24 protein-coding genes and 2 pseudogenes are annotated in these 23,728 nt (G+C 69.0%); 17 read left to right on the forward strand and 9 right to left on the reverse strand.

Annotated features, from left to right (window positions below):
- The 3 genes from GPZ80_RS30725 to GPZ80_RS30735 all read left to right on the forward strand — a co-directional run.
- Positions 1 to 888, forward strand: an 888-nt coding sequence (locus GPZ80_RS30725; RefSeq protein WP_222720111.1) for a hypothetical protein, incomplete at its 5' end; no start/stop codon positions are given.
- Between the two features lie 4 nt (positions 889 to 892).
- Positions 893 to 1,510, forward strand: a complete 618-nt coding sequence (locus GPZ80_RS30730) for a DUF3558 family protein (RefSeq protein ID WP_187224610.1) — start codon at positions 893 to 895, stop codon at positions 1,508 to 1,510.
- 91 nt (positions 1,511 to 1,601) lie between these two features.
- A complete protein-coding gene (locus GPZ80_RS30735) occupies positions 1,602 to 1,868 on the forward strand; it encodes a hypothetical protein (RefSeq protein WP_187224611.1) in 267 nt (88 codons plus the stop codon).
- Between the two features lie 48 nt (positions 1,869 to 1,916).
- On the opposite strand, the gene trpS is transcribed toward GPZ80_RS30735, so the two are convergent.
- A complete protein-coding gene (trpS, locus tag GPZ80_RS30740) occupies positions 1,917 to 2,888 on the reverse strand; it encodes a tryptophan--tRNA ligase (RefSeq protein WP_187224612.1) in 972 nt (323 codons plus the stop codon).
- Between the two features lie 191 nt (positions 2,889 to 3,079).
- Between trpS and GPZ80_RS30745 the strand changes: the two genes are divergently transcribed.
- Positions 3,080 to 3,385 (forward strand): YciI family protein, encoded by a 306-nt coding sequence (locus tag GPZ80_RS30745; RefSeq protein ID WP_187224613.1) that lies wholly within the window; start codon positions 3,080 to 3,082, stop codon positions 3,383 to 3,385.
- Positions 3,386 to 3,436: 51 nt separating this feature from the next.
- Here GPZ80_RS30745 and GPZ80_RS30750 read toward each other — a convergent pair whose 3' ends face one another.
- Positions 3,437 to 3,610 carry a hypothetical protein gene (locus tag GPZ80_RS30750; protein ID WP_166657961.1) on the reverse strand — a complete coding sequence of 58 codons (174 nt, stop codon included), beginning with the start codon at positions 3,608 to 3,610 and terminating at the stop codon, positions 3,437 to 3,439.
- A 204-nt stretch (positions 3,611 to 3,814) separates the two neighbouring features.
- On the opposite strand from GPZ80_RS30750, the gene typA reads away from it, so the two are divergent.
- Positions 3,815 to 5,734, forward strand: coding sequence for a translational GTPase TypA (gene typA, locus GPZ80_RS30755; protein ID WP_187224614.1), 1,920 nt, complete (start codon positions 3,815 to 3,817; stop codon positions 5,732 to 5,734).
- 133 nt (positions 5,735 to 5,867) lie between these two features.
- On the forward strand, positions 5,868 to 7,544 hold the full coding sequence (locus GPZ80_RS30760; RefSeq protein WP_446678435.1) for an ABC transporter family substrate-binding protein: 1,677 nt from the start codon (positions 5,868 to 5,870) through the stop codon (positions 7,542 to 7,544).
- Between the two features lie 70 nt (positions 7,545 to 7,614).
- Here GPZ80_RS30760 and GPZ80_RS34165 read toward each other — a convergent pair.
- From GPZ80_RS34165 to GPZ80_RS34170, 3 genes and pseudogenes are all read right to left on the reverse strand, one after another.
- Positions 7,615 to 7,863 (reverse strand): annotated as a pseudogene (locus GPZ80_RS34165) (zinc ribbon domain-containing protein); the annotation flags it as partial.
- 27 nt (positions 7,864 to 7,890) lie between these two features.
- Positions 7,891 to 8,406 (reverse strand): transposase, encoded by a 516-nt coding sequence (locus GPZ80_RS33140; protein ID WP_246477651.1) that lies wholly within the window; start codon positions 8,404 to 8,406, stop codon positions 7,891 to 7,893.
- 160 nt (positions 8,407 to 8,566) lie between these two features.
- A pseudogene (locus GPZ80_RS34170) lies at positions 8,567 to 8,653 on the reverse strand (helix-turn-helix domain-containing protein); the annotation flags it as partial.
- A 343-nt stretch (positions 8,654 to 8,996) separates the two neighbouring features.
- Here GPZ80_RS34170 and GPZ80_RS30770 point away from each other — a divergent pair.
- The 8 genes from GPZ80_RS30770 (at position 8,997) to GPZ80_RS30805 (ending at position 17,198) form a co-directional block, all read left to right on the forward strand.
- Positions 8,997 to 10,787 (forward strand): ABC transporter family substrate-binding protein, encoded by a 1,791-nt coding sequence (locus GPZ80_RS30770; RefSeq protein WP_312880665.1) that lies wholly within the window; start codon positions 8,997 to 8,999, stop codon positions 10,785 to 10,787.
- Between the two features lie 145 nt (positions 10,788 to 10,932).
- Complete coding sequence (locus GPZ80_RS30775) at positions 10,933 to 11,931, forward strand: ABC transporter permease (protein ID WP_187224615.1); 999 nt, start codon at positions 10,933 to 10,935, stop codon at positions 11,929 to 11,931.
- The gene (locus tag GPZ80_RS30780) at positions 11,924 to 12,844 is read left to right on the forward strand and encodes an ABC transporter permease (protein ID WP_246477652.1); all 921 of its coding nucleotides are present in this window, start codon (positions 11,924 to 11,926) and stop codon (positions 12,842 to 12,844) included. The genes GPZ80_RS30775 and GPZ80_RS30780 overlap by 8 nt, the downstream gene beginning before the upstream one ends.
- Positions 12,844 to 13,983, forward strand: a complete 1,140-nt coding sequence (locus GPZ80_RS30785; RefSeq protein WP_187224616.1) for an ABC transporter ATP-binding protein — start codon at positions 12,844 to 12,846, stop codon at positions 13,981 to 13,983. Before GPZ80_RS30780 ends, GPZ80_RS30785 begins: the two co-directional genes overlap by 1 nt.
- A complete protein-coding gene (locus GPZ80_RS30790; RefSeq protein ID WP_187224617.1) occupies positions 13,980 to 14,972 on the forward strand; it encodes an ABC transporter ATP-binding protein in 993 nt (330 codons plus the stop codon). The genes GPZ80_RS30785 and GPZ80_RS30790 overlap by 4 nt, the downstream gene beginning before the upstream one ends.
- 117 nt (positions 14,973 to 15,089) lie before the next feature.
- Complete coding sequence (mshB, locus tag GPZ80_RS30795) at positions 15,090 to 15,962, forward strand: N-acetyl-1-D-myo-inositol-2-amino-2-deoxy-alpha-D-glucopyranoside deacetylase (RefSeq protein ID WP_187224618.1); 873 nt, start codon at positions 15,090 to 15,092, stop codon at positions 15,960 to 15,962.
- On the forward strand, positions 15,959 to 16,369 hold the full coding sequence (locus GPZ80_RS30800) for a hypothetical protein (RefSeq protein WP_187224619.1): 411 nt from the start codon (positions 15,959 to 15,961) through the stop codon (positions 16,367 to 16,369). Before mshB ends, GPZ80_RS30800 begins: the two co-directional genes overlap by 4 nt.
- A complete protein-coding gene (locus GPZ80_RS30805; RefSeq protein ID WP_187224620.1) occupies positions 16,362 to 17,198 on the forward strand; it encodes a hypothetical protein in 837 nt (278 codons plus the stop codon). The genes GPZ80_RS30800 and GPZ80_RS30805 overlap by 8 nt, the downstream gene beginning before the upstream one ends.
- Before the next feature lie 84 nt (positions 17,199 to 17,282).
- On the opposite strand, the gene GPZ80_RS30810 is transcribed toward GPZ80_RS30805, so the two are convergent.
- Entirely contained in the window at positions 17,283 to 17,990 is a 708-nt protein-coding gene (locus GPZ80_RS30810; RefSeq protein WP_187224621.1) for a GNAT family N-acetyltransferase, read from the reverse strand.
- 66 nt (positions 17,991 to 18,056) lie between these two features.
- Here GPZ80_RS30810 and GPZ80_RS30815 point away from each other — a divergent pair, with 66 nt between their 5' ends.
- The 3 genes from GPZ80_RS30815 (at position 18,057) to dapC (ending at position 20,199) form a co-directional block, all read left to right on the forward strand.
- Positions 18,057 to 18,647, forward strand: coding sequence for a TIGR03086 family metal-binding protein (locus GPZ80_RS30815; protein ID WP_222720114.1), 591 nt, complete (start codon positions 18,057 to 18,059; stop codon positions 18,645 to 18,647).
- 125 nt (positions 18,648 to 18,772) lie between these two features.
- Entirely contained in the window at positions 18,773 to 19,093 is a 321-nt protein-coding gene (gene fdxA, locus GPZ80_RS30820; protein ID WP_187224623.1) for a ferredoxin, read from the forward strand.
- Entirely contained in the window at positions 19,090 to 20,199 is a 1,110-nt protein-coding gene (dapC, locus tag GPZ80_RS30825; protein ID WP_187224624.1) for a succinyldiaminopimelate transaminase, read from the forward strand. Before fdxA ends, dapC begins: the two co-directional genes overlap by 4 nt.
- A 74-nt stretch (positions 20,200 to 20,273) precedes the next feature.
- On the opposite strand, the gene GPZ80_RS30830 is transcribed toward dapC, so the two are convergent.
- The 3 genes from GPZ80_RS30830 to dapD all read right to left on the reverse strand — a co-directional run bounded on the left by GPZ80_RS30830 (position 20,274) and on the right by dapD (position 23,724).
- Positions 20,274 to 21,530, reverse strand: coding sequence for a DUF2252 domain-containing protein (locus tag GPZ80_RS30830; RefSeq protein WP_187224643.1), 1,257 nt, complete (start codon positions 21,528 to 21,530; stop codon positions 20,274 to 20,276).
- 267 nt (positions 21,531 to 21,797) lie between these two features.
- Positions 21,798 to 22,727: a CHAD domain-containing protein gene (locus GPZ80_RS30835; protein WP_187224625.1), complete on the reverse strand. Its 930-nt coding sequence runs from the start codon at positions 22,725 to 22,727 to the stop codon at positions 21,798 to 21,800.
- A gap of 13 nt (positions 22,728 to 22,740) precedes the next feature.
- Entirely contained in the window at positions 22,741 to 23,724 is a 984-nt protein-coding gene (dapD, locus tag GPZ80_RS30840) for a 2,3,4,5-tetrahydropyridine-2,6-dicarboxylate N-succinyltransferase (RefSeq protein ID WP_187224626.1), read from the reverse strand.
- Between the last annotated feature and the right edge of the window lie 4 nt (positions 23,725 to 23,728).

Consider the following 23,728-nt stretch of genomic DNA (forward strand, 5'->3'; position numbering starts at 1 on the left):
TCAACGCATCCAGCCCAGGATGAAAAGGGCTCACTATGGGTGGACGCGACCGAGTTTCTGGTCCTGTCGCCACCGAGGATCTGGGACGCCTTTCATGGCTTCGCCGGCGCGGGTGGGGAAAACTACCTCACGGACATAGCAGAGATAGTCGATCTGCTGAAGGACTCGATCGGCGACTGGGAGGGAGCGGCGGCGCAGGCCTTCGTAGCCCATGTTTCCAATATCGAGTCTTTTGTGCGGTTTCAAAACAAGAACGTCGAAGACATGTTGTTGGGTTACGCCGCCACATACAAACATGCGATTCAGATCCGGGAGAGTTACAAGGCGCTCGTCGAGGGGTGGATTGGAGTATCACGGAAGTACCGCGAAGATTCCGACGAGCGGGAGCGCGCGGTCCGGATCAAGGTCGCGGTAGGTGCGCTCGCCGCCATGGCGGCGGTCGGCAGTGGGGGAACGTTGTTGGCGGTCGGGCTGGGTGCGGCGTCGGCGATGGCTGGTGCCGCCGCCGAAGAGTTCACCGCCGACCTTGGCGGAGACAGCGGGGACGAGGTGTGGAAGCTGTACGAAAAGGCTTACCAAAAGCTCGTCGAAGCCAATCGGGACGGAATGGATGAGATCCGAAGGCTGATCGCCCAAGCTGATGATCGGATAGCGCGGGAAGGGGCGCCTTTGAGTGGGCCGAATTCGACGAAGACAGACGTGGACAGCCCGGATTTCAGCTACGGGGCGTTCTACCACAACGACATCGGAGACGAATTCTCTCGCCAGGTCGAGGCGGAACGCAAAAAGCTTGCGGCGGAGCGGAACCCCTCCGGCTTCCGGCAGGACGGAACCATCGCAACCGTGTTGAGCGGTTTCGAACCGAGGGGGCCAGTGGCCGATGTCTAAGTGCATGGTGGGAGGACTGGCGGCCATCATCGTCGTGGGGCTGGGGGCTTGCACGGAACAACGACCGCCAAGTCCCGCGTCCACTTCCCAGTCCACTACGGCCGGCGGCGCGGTTCGGACTGCACCGGCGGTGGACGAACCGATCAGCCTCGGCGAGCTTTGGAAGTCGCCGTGTGGCCTGATCAAGGCCTTCAAACTCGAGGACTACGGATTTGGCGACGAGGATGATGGAAAGCCCTATCCCGACGGAAGCGGTTCCGCCTGCGTCTGGACGGCTACGAATGGCGCGGGTTCCGGCACAGCCACGCTGGTGATGGTCGCGTACCCCGACCACGACATCTTGGGTGAAACCTACCGAACCGCTCCCGCCGACGCGACCGCGTTCAAGCCCTCGATGTTGACACTGCCCCGGCTCCCGGCGGTATATGTGGCCGACACCGCGACGTCCTGCTCCTATGTCGTGGGATTCTCGGCTACCCAGGGAATCAAGGTGACCTACACCGCGCCGGAAGCATTCGAAGAACCAGACATCAAGAAACGGTGCGCGATTCCGTACTCGGCCGCCGCGGGCGTCGTGAGCATGATCAGACCACCACGGTCAGGGGTACCGACTACCAGATGACTACCGAACCGGATTCACACCGACGGCTGAATCGCCCGGTCCTGTCAGGCTTCCATGTATCCGGTCGACATGCCGATGGGCGGATCGGCTGATGGGCAAACTTGCTCAATCTGCTCCTGTACTTGCCGACATCGCGGCGTGGTGGGTGGTCGTCCTTGGGGCGGTCTGCTCGATCCTGCCGGTGTTCGCAGGCCCGTTCGACGCGGCTCTGGTGTGCGTGGTCGCGTGCGTGCCCGGGACTCTGTTCGGAGTCGCCGGGCTGCTTGACCGTGAACATGGGTTGTGGTGGGACTTCACCGGAACGCTGGTCATCATCGGCGGCGCCACGGCGTTCGCGATAGTGCGGGCCGCCGCCTGAGACCGGTAGGAGTGAGCCCGCACGCCGATGGCGTGCGGGCCCCACCGCCTAAGCGACCCCGGCCAGTCGCAGCGCTGAAGTCAGTCGGTGGGCGCCGCGTTCGGCCGCCCGTTCTGCTCCCGCCTTGCGGATGCGGTCGAGTTCTCCCTGATCCGCCAACAGATCCAGCGCCCCCTTGCGGATCGGCCGCAGCTCCTCGATCACCGCCTCCGCCACCGCCTCCTTGACCTCCCCATACGACCCGAACGTGAAGTCGCGCGGCGGAGTCCCAGTGCACGCCGAGAGGATCTCCAGCAGGTTCGCCAAGCCGGGCTGGTCCTCCGGCGAGTACGCCACCCGGTCCGACCCGTCCGTCACCGCCCGCCGGATCTTGCGGCGGATCAGGTCCGGCTCGTCCAGGATGAAGACGCTGCCGATTGTGTCCTGTGTGGACTTCGACATCTTCCGGGTCGGGTCGGCCAGGTCGCGCACGCGGGCGGTGGTGGGCGGCATGACCGCCGAGGGCACGGTGAACACCTCCCCGTACGTCGAGTTGAAACGTCGGGCAAGACTTCGGGCCAGTTCCACGTGTTGGGCCTGGTCGTCGCCGACCGGGACCTCCGAGGCGCCCTGCAGCAGGATGTCGGCGGCCATCAGGACCGGGTAGGTGAGCAGCCCGAGCCGGACGGAGTTCATCGGCTCCCCTGACTCTGTCGATTTCTGTTTGAACTGCGTCATCCGCGCCGCCTCGCCGTACGAGCAGGTGCACTCCAGGACCCAGCTCAGCGCCCCCAGCTCACGCACGAGGTCGGACTGGACGAAGACCTGTTCCGGAGCGATCCCCGAGGCCACCAGCACCGCCAGCAACTCGCGGGAGAGCACCCGCAGCCGCGCCGGGTTGTAGGACACCGTCATGGCGTGCAGGTCGCTGACGAAATACAGGTCGCCGGGCCTGCCCTGGCTCGCCCAGCGGCTGATGGCGCCCAGGTGGTTGCCGATGTGGGCGTGGCCGGACGGGGTGATGGCGGACAAGCGGGTCATTTCCGGGTCTCCTAGGTCAGTCGCCACCCGCCAGGAAACCAAGAAGGCCGCCCGATCGGGCGGCCTGGTCGTTGCTCAACGCAGGGGTCAGGGCCGCCGGTCGGCGGTCCACCACTTGGTCACGTTGAGAGTTCGCATCGATACCACGTTAGCGGTCGGCGCGAAACGTGGCAAAGGTTTACCGTTGAGTCATGTACGTCGTATTGATCACTTACACAGCTCCGCTGGAAGAGATCGACTACGTGCTTCCGGACCACACCACGTGGGTCGGCAAGCAGTACGAGGCCGGCTACTTCCTGGCTTCGGGACGTCGGGACCCGCGCACCGGCAAGGTGATCATCGTCCGGCCGATGAACCGGGACAAACTCAAGGCGTTGCTGGCCACCGACCCGTTCTCGCTGCGCGGCATGGCGCACTACGAGGTGATCGCGTTCGACGCGACGCGCACCTGTCGCGAGTTGGCGCCGTACAACGAGGCGATCATGGAACCCATGTAGTGGGCTTCGCCCCGGCAAGGCGATCATGGAGTCCCTGTGACATGGGGACGCTCAGGCGGCCTTCTTCATCTCGGCCTTGACCCGCTTGAGGGCCAGGACCGGGCACTTCTTGCATGCCGACTTCGACCGGCAGCACTTCTTCTTGACCTTGCCCTTTTTCATCAGCTTTTTGACCCGGTCCGCAGGTGTAGCGCCTTTGCCCGCACCCATATCGCGACGCCCCATCGGTCGGCTGAACGTGCTGCTTAGGTTAGGTTAACCTCTTCAGTTCGGCGCGTGGTGCTGCTCACACCAATGGACCAGCTATCCTGGGGTAGCCATCAGCAGCCCTTTCGGCTGCGCGGCTGCCCCCTTCAGCGTTGACTGCGATTGCGGGCTGCCCCAAACGCCCGAGCCTAAAACGCCCGAGAAGGAACCAGGAGCACGCGCGTGCCCACAGCGACCGCCAGCGCCGAGTTGGCCTCCGCCGACCTCCGCCGCAACGATCTCCGCAACATCGCGATCGTCGCGCACGTCGACCACGGAAAGACGACGCTGGTCGACGCCATGCTGCGTCAGTCCGGCGCCTTCGAGGCCCGGGCCGAACTCGTCGACCGCGTCATGGACTCCGGTGAGCTCGAACGCGAAAAGGGCATCACCATCCTGGCGAAGAACACCGCCGTGCGTCGTCAGACGCCGGACGGCCCCATCGTCATCAACGTCGTCGACACCCCCGGCCACGCCGACTTCGGCGGCGAGGTCGAGCGTGGTCTGGCCATGGTCGACGGTGTCGTCCTACTGGTCGACGCCAGCGAGGGCCCGCTGCCCCAGACCCGCTTCGTGCTGCGCAAGGCGCTGGCCTCCGGCCTGCCCGTCGTGCTCGTGGTGAACAAGGTCGACCGCCCCGACGCCCGCATCGCCGAGGTCGTCGAGGAGACCCACGACCTGCTGCTCGATCTGGCCTCCGAGCTCGACGACCTGGACGAGTCCGTGCTGGACCTCCCCGTCGTCTACGCCTCCGCGCGTGCGGGCCGGGCCAGCCTGAACCAGCCCGAAGACGGCGGCCTGCCCGACAGCGAGAACCTCGACCCGCTGTTCGACCTGCTGATGGACAAGATCCCCGCGCCGAAGGCCGACATCGACTCGCCGCTGCGCGCGCTGGTGACCAACCTCGACGCGTCGAGCTTCCTTGGCCGGATCGCGCTGTGCCGCATCCACGCGGGCAAGATCCGCAAGGGCCAGACCGTGGCGTGGCTGCGTGAGGACGGCTCGGTCTCCAACGTCCGCATCACCGAGCTGCTGGTCACCGAGGCCCTCGACCGCGTCCCCGCCGAAGAGGCGAGCGCGGGCGAGCTGGTCGCCATCGCGGGCATCCCGGACATCACCATCGGCGACACGCTGGCCGACATCGACAACCCGGTGGCGCTGCCCCGGCTGACCGTCGACGAGCCCGCCATCTCGATGACCATCGGCTGCAACACCTCTCCTCTGCAGGGACGCAGCGGCGGCAGCAAGCTCACCGCCCGCGTGCTCAAGGCCCGTCTCGACAGCGAGCTGGTCGGCAACGTGTCCATCCGCGTGCTCAACACCGAGCGTCCCGACACCTGGGAGGTGCAGGGCCGTGGTGAGTTGGCGCTGGCCATCCTGGTCGAGCAGATTCGCCGCGAGGGCTTCGAGCTGACCGTCGGCAAGCCCGAGGTCGTCACCCGCCAGATCGACGGCAAGCTCCACGAGCCGTTCGAGCGCCTGACGGTCGACGCCCCCGAGGAGTACCTGGGCGCCATCACCCAGCTGCTGGCCAACCGCAAGGGCCGCCTGGAGCACATGGCCGGACACGGCAGCGGCCGCATCAAGGTCGAGTACGTCGTCCCGTCGCGTGGCCTCATCGGCTTCCGCACCGACTTCCTGACCGAGACCCGCGGCACCGGCATCGCCAACGCCATCTTCGAGGGCTACGCCCCGTGGGCCGGTGAGATCCGCAGCCGCCACTCGGGCTCGTTGGTCGCCGACCGCCAGGGCCCGGTCACCGCGTACGCGATGCTCCAGCTCGCCGACCGCGGCACGTTCTTCGTCGAGCCTGGCGCGGACGTCTACGAGGGCATGGTCGTGGGCGAGAACCCGCGCGCCGAGGACCTCGACGTCAACGTCACCAAGGAGAAGAAGCTCACCAACATGCGCTCCTCCTCCGCCGACGTGATGGAGACGCTGGCCCGGCCGCGGAAGCTGAGCCTGGAAGAGGCCCTGGAGTTCTGCAACAACGACGAGTGCGTCGAGGTCACCCCGGACTTTGTCCGGGTCCGCAAGACCATCCTCGACGCCACCACCCGCGGTCGCGCGCGTTCACGCGAGAAGGCCCGCGACGCGAAGTAGTAGCCGATCTCACACAGGCGGCGTCGGGAACTCCCGGCGCCGCCTGTGCGTCTTCCGGTTGGCTGGGCCGAACCGGTGACCTAGCGGCGACCATGGCACCATGGCCGACCAGCTCACTGTGGGAGGAGCAGGGGTGCGCAAGAGCAGGTGGATGCTGGCCGCGTCGACGGCCGTCGTGTGCCTGACGTCCTGCACGAACGCGCCGCCGCCGCCGCTGGTGACCACCGAGGTGGCGCAGACGGCCCCCACGCGACCGGTCAACCCCGGTGAGGCCGTGGTCGGCGTCGACAGCGTCGCGGGCGGGCTGAACCCGCACAAGCTGTCCGACCAGTCGATGGTCACCACCGCGCTTGCGCAGGTCATGCTGCCGTCGGTGTTCCGCACCGGCCCGGACGGCACACCCCGGCTCGACCAGACCCTCATGGTCTCCGCGCAGGTCACCAACACCGAGCCGTACACCGTGACCTACCGGCTGCGGCCCGAGGCGTCGTGGTCGGACGCGGCGCCCATCGCCGCCGAGGACTTCGTCTACCTGTGGGAGCGGCTGCGTGACGAACCCGGCGTCATCGACGGCGTCGGCTACCGGCTGATCTCCAACATCTCCGCGCGCGAGGCGGGCCGGGTCGTCGAGGTCACCTTCGCCAAGCCCTACCCGGGCTGGCGCTCACTGTTCTCCTCCCTGCTGCCCGCGCACCTGGTCAAGGACAGCCCGGGCGGCTGGGCGAACGTCCTGGCCGACAGCTACCCGGTCACCGGGGGCCCGTTCTCGCTGCGCCTGCTGGACCGGGTGCGCGGCGAGGTCATCCTGGAGCGCAACGACCGCTACTGGGACCCGCCCGCCGCGCTCGACCGGATCGTGCTGCGCCGCGGCGACCTCAACGGCATCACCGGCGCGTTGCGCACCGCCCACAACCAGCTGGCGCTCACGGCGCTGGGCGCGCAGGGCGTCAGCCAGATCGCCGGTCTGGGGGCCACAGTGACCCACAGGACGGTCGCAAGGCCGTCCGTGGCCACAGTGCTGCTGCGCCCGGTCAGCCCCGCCATGGCCGACACCCGGATCCGCTCCGCCGTGGCCGCCATGATCGACCGGGCCGCGTTGGTCAAGGCGGGCACCGACGGCGGCCCGCAGTCCGCGCTCACCGCCGATGCCCAAGTCCTCGCGCCCGGCACCCCTGGATACACCGCCACCGGCGCCAACGCCGGACCGGACCCCGCCCTCGGCGAACGCCTGCTCACCGAGGCGGGCTACCTCAAGACCGCGGGCATCTGGACGTCGCCGACCGCGGTCCTCAGCCTGGTCCTGGCGGTCCCCGCGGACCGTCCGGCGTATGCCGCGATGGCCACGGAACTGCGCAAGCAGCTCACCGCCGCCGGTGTCGCCGTCAAGGTGGTCTCCCCGCCGGGCGCGGAGCTGTTCACCACCCTGCCGGTGACCGCGGCCGCCAAGGACCCGATCGACCTGATCATCGCCCCGCTGCCGGTGAGCCCGGACCCGGCGACCGCGCTCGCGACCCGCTTCGGCTGCGCGCCCTCGCCGGACGAGACCCCGGGGACGGTCGCGGCGAACCCGATCGGCTTCTGCGACTCGACCGTGCAGGCGACCATCGACTCGGCCGTCACCGGCGAGGTGCCGCTCGCCGACGCCCTCACCGCGCTCGAACCGGTGCTGTGGAGCCGGGCGCTGACCTTGCCGCTGTACCAGGAGGCCGACGATCTCATCGTCCGCACCGATATGACCGGCGTCACCGCGGGACCGCCGCTGGCGGGGCCGTTCGCGGGCGCGGCGGGCTGGCGACGAGCCGCCAAGTAGCCCACCGCGGGTCACCGAATTCCCGCTTTGACATCCTCCCCCGCCTGAGTGCCGGGGATTCCAACCGCGACTACCGCACGAGGAGGTAGCCGCGTTGAGGTTCACGGTTCACCGGCCCACCCAACAGCGGTCCTCCCCGTGCGGCCACGGCATGCCCTGCCGCGAATCGAATATTCAGTGCCGCGTTCACATCGGCGTTGGCGGCGAATCCGCGGGATCGGCAGCGGTAGGCGGCTTGGCTCTCGCGCGCCTCCCGGTCCACGATCCCGCACGCCGAACAACGCTGACTGGTGAACCGTCGATCGACCCTCAGTACCCGCCCCTGAGCCTTGTGCTCCCAGCCGCGTCACGAGCAGACCCCACCCGTTGGCGAGGATTCCTTGCGCCGGTCGGTCTCGCGGGCCTTGAGCTTGGCGATCGTGGTCTTGACCTTGCCGCGCCGGTTGGAACCGCGCCGGGCCCGGGCGAGCTTGCGTTGCGGCCGCAACAGTCGTGCCTGCTCGCTCCTGCGCAGCGTAGGCGTGGACAGCGGTTCCCCGGTCGACAGTGTCGCCGAGACCGCGACACCCCGATCCACACCCACAACCGCACCTGTGCCTGGTCCGACGATCGGCTCGGGCATCACGGCGAACGCCACATGCCAACGCCCCGCCCGATCACGGGTGACCCGGTAGGACTTCACACCGTCGGCGACGGCACGCGACCAGCGGAACCGCACCCAGCCCACTTTGGGCACCTTGACCTTGCCGACGTCGCGGGAGACCCTGCGCACGTCGCCCGGCTTGATCGCCACAATCCGGAAGCCTTCGCCGCGCCCGCGCCAGGTCGGTCGCCGGTGGGTGCGGCGGAGGAAGTTGGTCATCGCCTGGGCGAAATCCTTCAACGTCTGCTGCCGCACGATCACCGACCCCGCCGCCAATCAAGGGTTCTCCGCCCGCGCCTCGGCTCAACTGGCGGCACTGCTCGGTGAACCCCGGCGCGGCTTTGCGCCAGGGCTTCCAATGGGCGGGCTGTTCCACGGCGAGATTCCACACGAACCGGGCATGCCCGCAGTGCTCCGGAAACACCTGCTCCTGGGCGGGCGTCGGTTGAAGTCGGAACCGGGACATGCCGATCAACCTGACGATCACCACCGACAAACCATGGAGACACCAGCGAGACCCCGCAGCCCGAGGCCGCTCGGGCCGTGGCGGGGTCTCCCGCTCCCCATTCCTCCCAGCCGTGAACGCCGGAGGAACCTTGGGGAAATCCTGGGTGGTCACAGCGGTCACACAGAGCGCTACCGGCTGGTTGTCACCCTTTGGTCACGATCCCCGTCCCACGGGTGACCGATGCCTTTCTCGTTCCTACCGTCGCCCGGGAGTGCGCCGCCGAATGAACCGTCGGGGCAAGTGGAAGGCCGTGCCCGCGCCAGACCGGCGCGCGGACGGCATGGCAGGAGGGCAAGTGCCAGTGAAGAGGTCCACTCTGTCGGCGGTGGCCGCGGTGGTCGGGGCGTCGCTCGTCCTGAGCGGCTGCGCCGGGTCGGCCACCGAGGACGGCGGCGGAACCGAACCGACCGGCGACATCGCGGCGATGGCCATCGCCAAAGGTGAGTCGGGTGCCAACTACACCTCTCCCGAAGTGCCGGTGACGGACGCGACCTACATCGTCTCGACCGACAACCCGTTCACGGCGTACAACAACGTCACGGCGGACGCCAACAACTCCTACAACACCTTCGCGCTGACCAAGGTGCTCTCCGGGGCCTACCTGCTCGACGGCAACAACAAGGTCCTGCTGAACAAGGACGTGATGGAGTCCGTCGACGTCATCAGCAAGACACCCCAGGTCGTGTCGTGGAAGATCAAGGAAGGGGTGACCTGGTCCGACGGCGAGCCGTGGGACTGCGACGACTTCCACCTCGCCTGGATCAGCCAGACCGGCAAGGTCAAGAACCCGCAGGGCAAGGACATCTTCACCGCCGCGGGCACCAACGGCTATGAGCTGATCGAGAAGGTGCAGTGCCCGACCCCGCATGAGGTGGTCACCACCTTCGAGGACACCTATCCCGACTACAAGGGCCTCTTCGGCATGTCGACCGACATCCTCCCGGCGCACATCCTGGAGGCGGCCACCGGCGTCGCCGACATCACCAAGGTGACCCTGACCAGCGACAAGGCCACCCTCAACAGGGTCGCCGAGTTCTGGAAGACGAAGTGGAACGGCTTCGACGCGGCGCTCATGCCGTCCTCGGGCCCGTACAAGATCACCGTCTTCGAGCAGAACAACTCGGTCACCCTGGAGCGCAACGACCGGTGGCTGGGCAAGCCGGGGGGACCGGCGAAGCTGGTGCTGCGCGGCATCTCCGACCAGGTCGCCCAGGCCCAGGCACTGGAGAACGGCGAGGTCGACGTCAACTCGATGGCCCAGCCCGACGCGAACGCCGCCGAGCGGCTGCGCGGCCTGCGCTCCCAGGGCGTGCGCTTCGGCGCGGCCAACGGCCTCGGTTTCGAGCACCTCGACCTCAACTTCAAGAACAAGTGGCTCAGCGACCAGGCTGTGCGCAAGGCGTTCATGCAGTGCGTCAACCGTGAGGAGCTGACGGACAAGCTCATCCGGCCGGTCCTGCAGACCGCCAAGCCGCTGGGCAGCCTCGCGTTCTTCCAGGGCGAGGACGGCTACACCGACAACTACGCCGCCTACCAGGGTGACGCCGCCGCGTCGAAGGCGACCCTCGAGGCCGCCGGGTACACCTTCGGCGCCGACGGGTTCGCCACCAAGGGCGGCGAGAAGGTGTCGCTCAAGATCAGCCACACCGACATCCCGCGACGCAAGCAGACCGTGCAGCTGATCATGTCCCAGTGCAAGGCCGCGGGTCTGGAGATCATCGACGACACCGACCCGAACTTCCTCGACACCCGGGTCAGCCAGGGCGACTACGACATCGCGCTGTTCGCCTGGTCCGCGGCGCCGTTCAAGTCGGTGCAGAAGTCGATCTACTCCACCGGCGGTGGCCAGAACTGGTCCGGATACGCCAACCCGAAGGTCGACGCCGCCTACACGAGGGCGAGCAGCGATCTCGACGAGGACAAGGCCCGCCGCGCGTACGCCGAGGCCGACAAGCTGATGGCCGAGGACAACTACTCTCTGCCGCTCTACCAACTGCCGAACATGTGGGCGTGGAAGGGAATCGACAAGGTCTACTTCCAGTCGTACAACGGCGCGCTCTGGAACGCCAACGAGTGGATCAAGACCTCGTAAGCCGATCAGCCGCCCAGCGCGGCTCGCACCACCGGAGAGGCCGAACCGCGGTCCGGTCCCTCCGCCCGGGCACCCGGACGGCGCACGACGCCAGGCTCCGGGGTCGAGCGCCCCCCCGCCGCCCGGGCGCCACCAAGGAGTTCCCGTGTTGCGCTACACCGTTCGACGGCTGCTGATCTCGGCGCCGATCCTGCTGGTCGGCAGCCTGCTGGCCTTCTTCATGGTCGCCGCCGCGGGAAACCCGGCCGCCGAGATGCGTGGCAGGCCAGGCGTCACCGAGACCCAGGTCAAGGCGCTGGAGTCCAGCATGGGCCTCGACCAGCCGATCATCGTGCGGTACTGGAACTGGCTCATCGACTTCCTCGGCGGCGACTGGGGGCAGAGCATCGCGCTCGGCCAGGCCAAGGTCGACGTGTTCGACTCGACCATGCGGGCGCTGTGGATCACCGCGCGGCTGGTGGTGGGCGCCGAGGTCCTCGCCATCGTCCTGGGCGTGGCGGTCGGCGTGCTCGCCGCGGTGAAGCAGTACTCGATCTTCGACCACCTGGCCACGTCGAGCGCGTTCCTGATGTTCTCCATGCCGGTCTTCTGCGTCGCGGTGATCCTCAAGAGCTACGGCATCCAGTTCAACAACGTGCTCGAGAGCTTGGGCATGGACCGGTGGCTGAGCACGGTCAGCCCGGCCACCGGCGGGTTCCAGGGGGACTTCGGCGAACAGGTCTTCAAGTACACCGGCACGTACCTGCTGCCGACCCTGACCCTGGCGCTGGTCAGCTTCGCCGCGTACAGCCGGTTCCAGCGGGCGTCGATGCTGGAGACCCTGCACTCGGACTACGTTCGCACCGCCCGGGCCAAGGGCATCTCGCAGCGCCGGGTGATCTTCCGGCACGCTTTCCGCAACGCGATGATCCCGGTGGCCACCCTGTTCTCACTGAACTCGGCGTCACTGCTCTCCGGCGCGATCGTCACCGAGTTCGTCTTCGGCTGGCGCGGCATGGGACACCTGCTGGTGCAGTCGGTGCGCTCGTTCGACCCGTACATGCTCATGGGCTGGCTGATGGTCACGGCCACGCTCGTCGTGCTGTTCAACCTGGCTGCCGACGTCCTGTACGGCATCCTCGACCCGAGGATCCGCCTTGCCTAGCGACCTGCCCCTCCCGGTGCTCCCCGCGCTCACGCACGGGCCCAGCGAGTTCGACGCCACCAAGGCGCGCAAGCAGAGCACGATGGTCCTGCGCCGGTTCTTCCGGCACCGGCTGGCCGTGGCCGGCCTGGCCGTGTTCGTGCTGATCGTCGCGTTCGGCTTCCTCGGCCCGCTCTTGTGGACCGTCGCCGTCGACGACACCTCCAGCCGCGCCTACGTCCCGCCGAGTCCGGCGCACCCGCTGGGCACCAGCCAGACCGGCAACGACATGCTCGCCCAGCTCATCCGCGGCACCCGGCTCTCGGTGCAGATCGCCCTGGTCGTCGCGGTCGGCTCGACGGTCGTCGGGGTCGTCCTCGGCGCGCTCGCCGGCTACCTGCGCGGGTTCGTCGACGGCGTGATCAGCCGCTTCACCGACCTCATGCTGATCATCCCCCAGATCGCGGTCGCGGCCATCCTGGTCCGCGCCCTCGACGGCAGCTGGTACATGGTCGCGTTCATCCTCGCCGCGTTCGGCTGGATGCAGGTCGCGCGGATCACCCGCGGCGAGACGCTGGCGCTGGCCCAGCGGGACTTCATCGAGGCAGCGCGGGCGGCGGGCGCGGGCACCCGGTGGATCATCTTCCGGCACCTGGTCCCGAACATGATCGGCAGCATCACGGTCAACGCCACCCTGGCCGTCGCCACCGCGGTGCTCTCGGAAACGGCTCTTTCGTTCATCGGCCTGGGGGTCCAGTCCCCGGACACCAGCCTCGGGCTGATCATCAGCGAGAATTACTCGCAGATCACCCTGCGGCCCTGGCTGTTCTGGGGTCCCTTCGTCGTCATCGTGCTGCTCTCGCTCGCGGTGAACTTCATCGGCGACGGCCTGCGCGACGCGTTCGACCCCAGACAGACGAAGGTGCGTGCCTGATGGCCCCCGTCCGCACCGACCCGGTGCTCGCCGTCGACGACCTCTCCGTCACATTCCCGACCGAGGACGGCGACGTCCGCGCGGTCCGGTCGGTGTCCTACGAGCTGCGCCCGCGCGAGGTCCTCGGCATCGTCGGCGAGTCGGGCTCCGGCAAGTCGGTCTCCTCCATGGCGGTCATGGGCCTGCTTCCGCGCCACGCCAAGGTGACCGGGTCCATCCGCTACCGCGACCGCGAGCTGGTCGGGCTGTCGGACAAGCAGCTGCGGACCGTGCGCAACAACGGCGTGGGGATGATCTTCCAGGACCCGATGACCTCGCTGAACCCCGTGTTCACCATCGGCTGGCAACTCGCCGAGGCCTACCGCGCGCACCACACCGTCTCGCGCAAAGCCGCGTGGGCCAGGGCGGTCGAGGCGCTGGCACTCGTCGGGATCCCCCAGCCCGCCCGCCGCGCCACGCAGTACCCGCACGAGTTCTCCGGCGGCATGCGCCAGCGCGTGGTCATCGCGATGGCGATCATCAACGAGCCGGACGTGATCATCGCCGACGAGCCGACCACGGCGCTCGACGTCACCGTCCAGGCGCAGATCCTGGAGACGCTGCTGCGCATCCGCGACGAGACCGCCGCGGCCATCGTGATGATCACCCACGACCTGGGCGTTGTGGCGGGCATGGTCGACCGGGTGCAGGTCATGTACGGCGGCACCGTCGTCGAGTCGGCGCCCGTCGACGGCCTGTTCGAGTACCCGCGGATGCCCTACACCGTCGGACTCCTCGGTTCGCTGCCCAACCCGGCGGTGCTGGGCAGGCGGCTCACCCCGATCAAGGGGACGCCGCCGTCGCTGATCAACCTGCCGCCCGGCTGCGCGTTCTCCCCGCGCTGCCCGCTGGTGATCGACGCCTGTCACACGGACGAACCCGCGCTGGAGCCCGCCGACGGGCGCGACCACTTCACCCGCTGCCACCGCTGGCGCCACCTGGCAGGCCTGCGCAAGCCGCAGGAACTCTTCGCGCACGACGAGATCGGCGTGCTGGAGAATCCGGCCGCGCTGACCGCGGCCGACCATGGCATGCCGGTCGCCGAGGACCTCGCGGTCGTCGAGCGCAGGCTGCGCGGCGGCGAGAGGCCGATCAGATGACCACGCCCCTGCTGCAAGTCCGCGACCTGGTCAAGTCGTTCCCCGTGCGCGGCGGTGGCATCATCCCGCGCACGGTCGGGCAGGTGCAGGCCGTCGCCGGGGTGACGTTCGCGGTGCGCCGCGGCGAGACGCTCGGCCTGGTCGGCGAGTCGGGCTGCGGCAAGTCGACCACCGGCCGTGCCATCCTGCAGTTGCACCGGCCCACGTCCGGTTCCGTGGTCTTCGACGGCCACGAGCTGACCACTATGCGACCCGGTCCGCTGCGTGCCCTGCGCCGCGACATGCAGATCGTCTTCCAGGACCCCTACGCCTCGCTCGACCCGCGCTGGCAGGTCAACGACATCGTCGCCGAGCCACTGCGGGTGCACGGGACCGACAGCGCCAAGGGCACCCAGCGCCGGATCGACGAACTGCTGGAACTGGTCGGGCTCAACCCCGAGCACCGCAACCGCTACCCGCACGAGTTCTCCGGCGGCCAGCGCCAGCGCATCGGCATCGCCCGCGCGCTCGCGCTCGACCCGAAGCTGGTCGTGCTCGATGAGCCGGTGTCCGCGCTCGACGTCTCCGTGCAGGCGGGGGTGGTGAACCTGCTGGAGGAACTGCAGCGCAAACTCGGTCTCGCGTACCTGTTCGTCGCCCACGACCTGTCGGTGATCCGGCACATCTCGCACCGGGTGGCGGTGATGTACCTGGGCAAGATCGTCGAGATCGGCGACCGGGAGGCGATCTACAACCGGGCCACCCATCCGTACACCCAGGCCCTGCTCTCCGCCGTGCCGGTGCCCGACCCGAAGCGCGAGCGGCGGCGCAAGCGGATCGTCCTCGCGGGCGACGTGCCGAACCCGGCCGACCCCCCGTCGGGCTGCCGTTTCCGCACCCGGTGCTGGAAGGCCCAGGACATCTGCGCCGTCGAGGAGCCCCGGCTGGTCCGGCACGGCGCCACGTTCTCCGCTTGCCACTTCGCCGAAGAACGCGGGGGCCTGGCGTAGTAGGGTTCGACGGTCGGGGAACTCCAAGTTGTGACCCCCGCGTCGGCCATTCGACGTCGGTTCGTGGTGGACAAAGCCCGCGCCTGCGTCGCCCTACTTGCGCATAGGCTGAATCCGATGTTGACAGCCCCACCACGACTGCTGCTCGTCCACGCCCACCCTGACGACGAGAGCCTGTGCACCGGCGGGACGATCGCCCGCTACGCCGCCGCGGGCGTCCAGGTCACCCTGGTCACCTGCACCCTCGGGGAGGAGGGCGAGATCATCCCCGGCTCGCTGGGCCAGCTCGCCGCCGACGCCGCCGACCAGCTCGGCGGATACCGGGTCGGCGAGCTGCGGACCGCGTGCGCCGCGCTCGGCGTCTCCGACCACCGCTACCTCGGCGGCATGGGCCGCTGGCGCGACTCGGGCATGGGCGGCACCGAGGCGAACAACCACCCGCGGGCCTTCGCCACCGGCGACCTCGCCGAGCAGACCGAGGCGCTGGCCGCGATCCTCGCCGACGTCCGGCCCCAGGTCGTGATCACCTACGGTCCCGACGGCGGCTACGGCCACCCGGACCACATCCGCGCCCACGAGATCACCGTCGCCGCCGTGAAGAGCGCCCCCGACGTGCTGCGGATGTACTACACCGTGGCGTCCAAGCAGGCCACCGAGGCCGGGCTCGCCGCCCTCGAAGCGGTCGCCGACCTGCCGTTCCAACTGCCCGCGCCGGGTGAGTTGCCGGTCGTGGACGACGCGGAGATCACCACCCGGGTCAACATCGCCTGCCACCTGCCCGCGAAGCTGCGCGCGCTGCAGGCGCACGCCACGCAGATCTGCGTCTGGCAGGGCACCGACGGCACCCACAGCTACGCGCTGTCCAACGGCCTCGCCCAGCCGGTCGTCGACGAGGAGTTCTACGTCCTCGCCGACGACGCCACCGGCGACGCGGACAGCGACCTGTTCGGCGGACTCGCACCGGTCGAGCACGTGGGCGCCGACCGGTGAGCCTCGGCGATCGCCTGCGCTACGGCGGCCTGCTGCTGGTAAGTGTGGTGCTCGCGGTCGTCGAGCTGTTCTTCCTGCCGCTGCGGCTCGACGGGCGGGTGCTGCCGAACCTGGCGTCGATCCCGTTCCCGGTCACCGTGCTGCTGGCGGCGTTCACCACGCCGTTGCTGGTCACGGCCGCGTCGCGGTTCTCGTTGCGGACAGTGGTCGCGGCGGGTCCGCTGTTCGCCTGGTTGGGGACTCTTCTGGCGTTTCTGCTCGTCACCCCGGGTGGCGACCGGATCGTGCTGGCCGACTGGCGTACCCTCCTGCTGCTCGCGGCCGGGGCCTTCCCGGCCGCGGTGAAGATCGGCGACGTGCTGGCGAAGGCGACGCTCGAGCGGGCGAAGGGGAGCAACCGTGGGTGAGGTCATCACCGACAAGCAAGTCGTCAACGTCCTGCGCCCGTTCGTCCGGGCGACGACCCCGATGCTCGACGCGCTGCGTGAGTCCGACCCCCTGGGCCTGGTCCGCCGGGTGCTGCCCAAGTCGGGCGAACTGAGCTCCGGCGACATCGAGGACGGCGAGCAGCTGGAGAAGGTCGACCGGAACCTGCTGGAGAAGCTGCTCGACGGCCTGGAAAGCGTGAAGGTCCCCGGCACCGACGCCTGGGACGCGATGTCGGTGGACGACCGCGACAGCTGGTGGGTCAACCGGGTCGGCAGGTTCACGGTGCTGCTGGCCTCGATCCCCGGCCTCGGCGGAGCGTTGGCCGACCGCCTGCCCATCCAGGACGCACTCGCGACGGCGGGCCAGGGCTTGCTGCTGTCGGCGATCGCCTCGGAACACGGCCACAACTCGCAGGCGGACCGGGTCAGGCTGATCGCCAAGATCCTCTTCGACCGCGACATCGACCCCCAGTTGGCCGCGGGCCACGGCGATGACCTGACGGACGAACAAGAGGACACGGCCGCGGCGGAACTGACCGAGGACCTGCGGGAAAGCTCGGAGAAGCACGGCAAGATCACGGTGAAGGCCGCGGGCCGGACCCTTTGGCGCTTCGGGCGCACCCTGTTCGCGTTGGGCGATGAGCTGGACAAGCGGCCGCAGGGGCGCTTCTACCACAAGGCCATTGGGCTACTGCCGGTCGTGGGGATGGCCGCGGACTACTTTGGGGAGCGTTCGGCTTTGAAGCGGGCCGCGAAGAAAGGCCGCAAGTGGCTGGCTCAGCATCCGCCGACCAGCGCACCCGCGTAGCCGCACGACCAGCTCCAACCCGACCATCGATCCCTCCAGCAGGGACTCGATCACCCCGAATCGCAACAGGTACCCACGCGACCGCTACGCCGGAATCCAGTACCGATACCGGTGTGATTCGGAATATCCGAGCCCGGCATAAAGTGCTAGCGCGCCCGAATTTCCGACTCCCACCTGCAGTACCCGGCGTGAGACATCCGCCCAAGAATCCAGTCCCGCCAGCAACTCCCGCCCGATTCCCTGGCGCCGGTGGCTCACGGCCACCTCCACCACGGAAATGTGCAGATATCCGTCCACCACACACCCACGAGCGGCCCCCACCAGCGAACCGTCCCGATGGACCGAAGCGAACCCGACCCGAGGCCCCGAAGTCAGCAGATGCCGCTGCGCGGCACTCGGCGTTGCGCCCACCACGAGCTCGAACCACCCCGCAGGCGGAGATTCGGCGACCACAGCGGCAGGCCCAGGCACCGCCTGCGTGCTCACCAGCACCGAAGACTCCGCGCCCTTGGGATGGGCCAAGTTGATCGACCACCCCGCCGCGGCCACGGCCGACTCGGTCTCCGATCCGACGATCACCTGCACGCATGGCCGGATCCGCTGCTCGTCGGCGAAGCCCACCACCGCCTCAAGTGCCTGTGCCACAGGGATTCCCGGGTCGCCCACCGCCAACGCGCTGTTCGCCCGACCCGTGTAGCCGTCGCACGCGCGCAGGCGCCAGTCGCCGAGGGGCTTCGACACCAGTGGGGGCCAGGCGTCCGCGCACCGGGTTTCCAGGGAAGTCGGGTCCATGTCAGCAGTCTCGCCGAGAGTGCTGATGTTCACCCCCGGATGTGGCGAACACGGCACACTGGGCGCATGAGTTCAGGATTGATCGACCTGAAGCCGTCCGCCGACCGCGTGGCGGCGCTGCTCCCGAACGTCGAGGACTCCCTCCTCGACGGGCCGACGCCGTGCACCGACTACCGGGTCCGCGAACTCCTCGGCCACCTCGACGGCCTCACCGCCGCCTTCCGGGCCGCCGCCGACAAGGAACTCGGCCCGCTCACCGACACCGACCCGGGGGACTCGACACCCATCCTGGAGCCGGGCTGGCGGGAACGGGTGCCCGACCTGCTCGACGCGCTGGTCGTGGCCTGGCGGAAGGCCGACGCGTGGACCGGCATGACCCGCGCGGGCAACTTCGACCTGCCGGGGGAGGTCGCGGGCATCGTCGCGCTCAACGAGATCACCCTGCACGGCTGGGACCTGGCCACCGCCACCGGCCAGGACTACCGCTGCGACGACGAGACCGCCGAAATCCTCCTCGGTTTCGTGACGCAGTTCACCGATGAGAGCCGCGGCGCCGCGTGGGGCCCGCCGGTGGCGGTGCCCGACGACGCCCCGGTGTTCGACCGGGTGCTGGCCATCAGCGGCCGGGATCCGGCCTGGTCGCGCCCAGGAACGTGATCCACGATCCTGCAGTGTGAGCAAGTTGGCACCGGGTACGTGCGCATGTCCCCGGCGAGAGATACTGACGGTCGGCACGCAGTTCCCGATGCGTGCTGAACACCATGAAGGAGCAGGAGACCGCAGTGACCTACGTGATCGCCGAACCCTGCGTCGACGTCTTCGACAAGGCATGTATCGAGGAATGCCCCGTCGACTGCATCTACGAGGGCGACCGGATGCTCTACATCCACCCCGACGAGTGCGTGGACTGCGGCGCGTGCGAACCGGTCTGCCCCGTCGAGGCCATCTACTACGAGGACGACGTGCCCGACCAGTGGTCGGCCTACACCAAGGCCAACGTCGACTTCTTCGACGACCTGGGCTCGCCTGGCGGCGCGTCCAAGACCGGCAAGGTCAGCGCTGACCCGCAGTGGATCAAGGACCTCCCCCCGCAGGGCGAGTGAACCCCGCCTTTCCGGAGCTGCCGGACTTCCCCTGGGACTCCCTGGCCGACCACGCCGCCCGCGCTCGCGCGCACCCGGGCGGCGTGGTCGACCTGTCCGTCGGAACCCCGGTCGACCCGGTCGCCCCGCTGATCCAGGCGGCGCTCAGCTCGGTCGCCGAAGTTCCTGGCTACCCGACGACCCACGGCATACCGGCCCTGCGAGACGCAGCAGTGGCCGCTCTGGCTCGCCGACACGGCGTCACCGGGCTCGACCCGGCCGCCGTGCTGCCCACGATCGGCTCGAAAGAGCTGGTCGCGTGGCTGCCGACGCTGCTCGGCGCCCGGGGGCGCACGGTCGTCATCCCGGAACTGGCTTATCCGACGTATGAGGTCGGCGCGCTCCTGGCCGGTGCCGAGATCGTCCGGTCGGACGGTCTCGTCGCCCTCGGTCCCGCCGCGCCCGCCCTGGTCTGGCTGAACTCGCCGTCCAACCCCACCGGGCGGGTGCTTCCGGTCGAGCACCTGCGCAAGGTCGTCGACTGGGCGCGCGAGCGCGCGACGATCGTCGTTTCGGACGAGTGTTATCTGGCACTGGGGTGGACCGCCGAGCCGTTGTCGGTGCTGCATCCGGACGTCTGCGGCGGTGATGTGACCGGACTGTTGGCGGTGCACTCGCTGTCGAAGTCCTCGAGTCTGGCGGGGTACCGGGCCGGGTTCGTGACCGGTGATCCGGCTCTGGTGGCCGGGCTGCTGGAGGCGCGCAAGCACGCGGGCATGATCGTTCCGCTGCCGGTTCAACATGCGATGGTGGCCGCGTTGTCGGACGACACGCATGTGGCTGAGCAGAAGGCTCGGTTTGGACGACGGCGCGAGGTTCTCCTGCCCGCTCTCGAGGCGGCAGGCTTTACCGTCTCGCACTCCGAAGCCGGGCTGTACCTGTGGTCCACCCGCGGTGAATCCGCTTGGGACACGGTGTCCTGGCTGGCTGAGCGCGGGATTCTCGCCGCTCCCGGCACGTTCTACGGTCCGACGGGCGCCGACCACGTCCGCATAGCCCTGACCGCCACGGACGAACGCATCGAGGCCGCTGCCGCTCGGCTGATCCCAGCGACCTCAGGGGCTTAGGGCGTGTCCTGCGGATCATGGCAGGAGCTATGCGCGCCCGCGCGGCCCTGGCCGCACCCGCGGGAACGGCTGGTTCAGTCGGCTGTCGCCTGGACGCCGCGGATTTCTCCGCCCCGGAACGCGTCCACGAACGAGCGGTGGTCTTGGCGGGTTTGTTCGGCGTAGCGCATGGCGAATTCGGTGATGGACTCAGTGAAGTCGTCCGTGCGGTCGCCGATCGCTGACGCTATTGCCTCTTCGCTTTGGAATTCCACCAGGGTCTGCTCGGAGTCCTCGTCCGAAACGCAGTGCATCTTCGCTGTGGCACGGCCCAGGTAGGTCAGAACGGGGAGCATGTCGGTGGGTTCGGTCAGCTCCGACCAGTCCAGGTCCGAGGTGTAGGGGGACAGTTCGGCGACCACAAAACCGGTTCCGTCGATCTCGGTGTGGCCCAGCCACGGGTCGGCGTGCGCCTGCAAGGCGCGCTGGGAGACCGCCGTGCGGTGGCCGTGGTGGCGGAAGTACCCACGGATTCGCTCGTCGTGCACTATTCGGCTGGGTGCTGCCACGTTGGCCTGCTTCATCGACAGCACGACGTCGTTCTCCAAGGCCTGGGAGCGGCCCTCCACCAGCACGTTGTACGCCGGGAGGCCCGCCGAGCCGATGCCGAAGCCGCTGCGGCCCACCACGTCCTTGACGCGGTAGGTGATGCTGCTGCCCGCCCGCTTGCCGGTCGGGATGGTGTCGAGGTAGGCGCCGAAGGACCGTTCCACCTTGGCTCGTTCGCTGTCGTCGAGTTCCCGGGTGCCGGGGCCGATTCGGAATCGCCGGTCGAAGTCCTCGATGGTGGTCAGCCGGTCGAGCAGTTCCACCCGGGTCGACAGCCGGGCCCGCAGCAGGACGTCGTGCAGGACGCCCTCGGTGCTGTCGAGGTGGAGGCTGAACATCTCGTCGCCCGGTTTGTCGGCGAAGGTGCGGACCTGGGCGACATAGGCGTCGGTGTACGTGCGGATGAGCTTGGTGATCGTGTCGTCCGACAGGGCCTTCGTCCAGCCCATCAGGGCCAGGCTCGCGGCGAACCGGCGCACGTCCCAGGTGAAGCAGCCCAGGTAGGCCTCGTCGAAGTCGTTGACGTCGAACACCAGCGTGCCCGAGTCGTCCATGTACGTGCCGAAGTTCTCCGCGTGCAGGTCGCCCTGGATCCAGACCCGGCTGGTGCGCTCGTCGGACCACTCGTCGGGTTCGTCGACCATGTCGGCGTAGAACAGGCACGCGGTGCCCCGGTAGAACGCGAACGGCGCCGCGGCCATCTTGCGGAACTTGTGCCGGAACGCGACCGGGTCGGCCGCCATCAGGTCGGCGAACGCGTCCTGCAGCACCTGCACGATCCGCGCTCGGCGCTGTCGGTCGTCGGGTGCCTCGGCCACAAGGGACCTCCTGTCCTCGGACGCCCGACTGAGCCGCCTCCCCGAAATCAAGGGCGTTGGACGCGTGGCGTGAGATACGTGCGGTCTGCTGGAAGCCGTGGTCGGGTGCCGCCACGGACCCCTTGGGGTGACGGAGGGTGGGTGGGCAGGTACGGCTACGGCGACTGTAGCCACCCGATGGGCTTGGAGGAATCAGCCGAGTGCGGCCTTGGCCATCTCGTCGACCTTGTCCAGTGCCTCACGCCAGCGGGAGCGGCGGTCGGCCTTGCGGGTGCGCTCACGCTCGACGAGACGGCCCGCCACGAAGATCACCCGCGGGTCGGTGTGCTCGCCGACCAGGCGGCGGATGGTTTCCTCGGCGATCACGGCGTCCTGGTGGTCGCCCAGCAGGTCCTGGAACTCCTTGGTCGCCGCGACCAGGGAGCGCACTCGCTTCTTCTCCGTCACCGCGGCCATCTCGGCGGCGTAGCGGAGGCGTTTGCCCTGGATTCGCAGGGAATGCAGGTCGTCGTCGACCGGGTCTACGCCGATCGAGCCCGCTGCCTTCATCAGCTTCCTGTGCGGCTTCCTGATCACCTCGATCAGGGCCGTCTCCTTCTCGACCTCGGCCCCGGGCAGCGGCGCCGACATCGCCGCCGTGGCCAGCGCCTGGAGCGCCGACTGGAAGCGCTTGCTCCGCAGGGTCGCCAGCATCCGCTTGCGGGCCGCCGCGCGGTCTTTGACCAGGCCCGCGAGCAGCGACTCGACGGCCGCCTGCTCGTCGGAGTCGAAGCCCGCGGCCTGGGAGCGCAGGTGGTCGAGTTGGACGTCGAAGTCGCGGACCGCCCCCAGGGAGCCGCCGAGCCACTTCAGCTCGTCCTGCAGCGTGTCCGAGTCCGGCACCGTGCCGTGGTCGGCCTTCAGGGCCGCCCGGGCCCGCCGGACGGCCACTCGCAGGGCGTGGACGTGTTCCGGGTCGGTCCCGACCCGGGCGCCCTCGGTGTGCGCGAGCAGCTCACGCGCCTGCTCGTCGAGCCGGGCGCGGATGTGCGCCGCCGCCGGGTCCTTGTGCCCCGCGCTGAGCGGTTCCTCGGGCAGCCCGAGGTCAAGGGAACTCTGCGGCGGCTCGGTCATCGCAGTCATCCCGCCACAGTAGTCAGTCGTTCGCGTGCAGTGCCGCGTTCAACTCGACACCCGTGCCCGAGCGGTTGACGACCTCGACCGCGCCGTTCGTCGAGTTGCGGCGGAACAGCAGGCCCGACTCGCCGGACAGCTCGCGGGCCTTGACCAGCTTGCCGTTGGGCAGCGTGACCTTGGTGCCCGCCGTGACGTAGAGGCCTGCCTCGACCACGCAGTCGTCGCCGAGGGAGATGCCGACGCCCGCGTTGGCGCCCAGCAGGCAGCGCTCGCCGATGCTGATGGTCTCCTTGCCGCCGCCCGAGAGCGTGCCCATGATCGACGCGCCGCCGCCGACATCGGAGCCGTCGCCGACCACGACGCCCGCGGAGATCCGGCCCTCGACCATCGACGCGCCCAGCGTGCCCGCGTTGAAGTTGACGAAGCCCTCATGCATGACGGTGGTGCCGGTGGCCAGGTGCGCGCCCAGGCGGACCCGGTCGGCCTCGGCGATGCGCACGCCGGTCGGCATGACGTAGTCGACCATCCGCGGGAACTTGTCCACACCGAAGACGGTGACCTGGCCGCGCGCGCGCAGTCGCAGGCGGGTGCTCTCGAAGCCCTCCACCGGGCACGGGCCGTGGTTGGTCCACACGACGTTGGCGAGGATGCCGAAGATGCCGTCGAGGTTCTGCCCGTGCGGCCGGACCAGGCGGGCCGAGACCAGGTGCAGGCGCAGGTAGGCGTCGTGGGCGTCGGCGGGCGGGCGCTCCAGGTCGTCGATCACGGTGCTGACCGCGACGACCTCGACCCCGCGGGCCGCGTCCGGGCCCAGCAGGGCGGTGACGCCCGCGCCGAGTTCCTCGGCCGCCTCTTCCGCGGTGAGCCGCCGCGTGCCCGCGGGCTGGGTCGCCCCGAGCTTCGGGTGCGGGAACCAGGTGTCGAGCACCGTTCCGTCGGTGGTGACGGTCGCAAGACCGAAGCCGTGCGCACCCTTGGTCTCTGCTGCCTCTGCGCTACTCACAGGC

The organism is Actinokineospora xionganensis (assembly GCF_014323725.1).
Classification (GTDB): Bacteria; Actinomycetota; Actinomycetes; order Mycobacteriales; family Pseudonocardiaceae; genus Actinokineospora; species Actinokineospora xionganensis.

What these genes read in the sequence shown, in the direction of transcription:
- GPZ80_RS30785 (WP_187224616.1), top strand. Translation starts at nt 12,844, where the DNA reads ATGGCCCCCGTCCGCACCGACCCGGTGCTCGCCGTCGACGACCTCTCC.
- GPZ80_RS30830 (WP_187224643.1), bottom strand. Translation starts at nt 21,530, where the DNA reads ATGGCGGCCGACCCGGTCGCGTTCCGGCACAAGTTCCGCAAGATGGCC.
- GPZ80_RS30810 (WP_187224621.1), bottom strand. Translation starts at nt 17,990, where the DNA reads ATGGACCCGACTTCCCTGGAAACCCGGTGCGCGGACGCCTGGCCCCCA.
- mshB (WP_187224618.1), top strand. Translation starts at nt 15,090, where the DNA reads ATGTTGACAGCCCCACCACGACTGCTGCTCGTCCACGCCCACCCTGAC.
- GPZ80_RS30745 (WP_187224613.1), top strand. Translation starts at nt 3,080, where the DNA reads ATGTACGTCGTATTGATCACTTACACAGCTCCGCTGGAAGAGATCGAC.
- trpS (WP_187224612.1), bottom strand. Translation starts at nt 2,888, where the DNA reads ATGACCCGCTTGTCCGCCATCACCCCGTCCGGCCACGCCCACATCGGC.
- GPZ80_RS30815 (WP_222720114.1), top strand. Translation starts at nt 18,057, where the DNA reads ATGAGTTCAGGATTGATCGACCTGAAGCCGTCCGCCGACCGCGTGGCG.
- GPZ80_RS30730 (WP_187224610.1), top strand. Translation starts at nt 893, where the DNA reads ATGGTGGGAGGACTGGCGGCCATCATCGTCGTGGGGCTGGGGGCTTGC.
- GPZ80_RS30790 (WP_187224617.1), top strand. Translation starts at nt 13,980, where the DNA reads ATGACCACGCCCCTGCTGCAAGTCCGCGACCTGGTCAAGTCGTTCCCC.
- GPZ80_RS33140 (WP_246477651.1), bottom strand. Translation starts at nt 8,406, where the DNA reads ATGACCAACTTCCTCCGCCGCACCCACCGGCGACCGACCTGGCGCGGG.
- GPZ80_RS30735 (WP_187224611.1), top strand. Translation starts at nt 1,602, where the DNA reads ATGGGCAAACTTGCTCAATCTGCTCCTGTACTTGCCGACATCGCGGCG.
- GPZ80_RS30750 (WP_166657961.1), bottom strand. Translation starts at nt 3,610, where the DNA reads ATGGGGCGTCGCGATATGGGTGCGGGCAAAGGCGCTACACCTGCGGAC.
- GPZ80_RS30835 (WP_187224625.1), bottom strand. Translation starts at nt 22,727, where the DNA reads ATGACTGCGATGACCGAGCCGCCGCAGAGTTCCCTTGACCTCGGGCTG.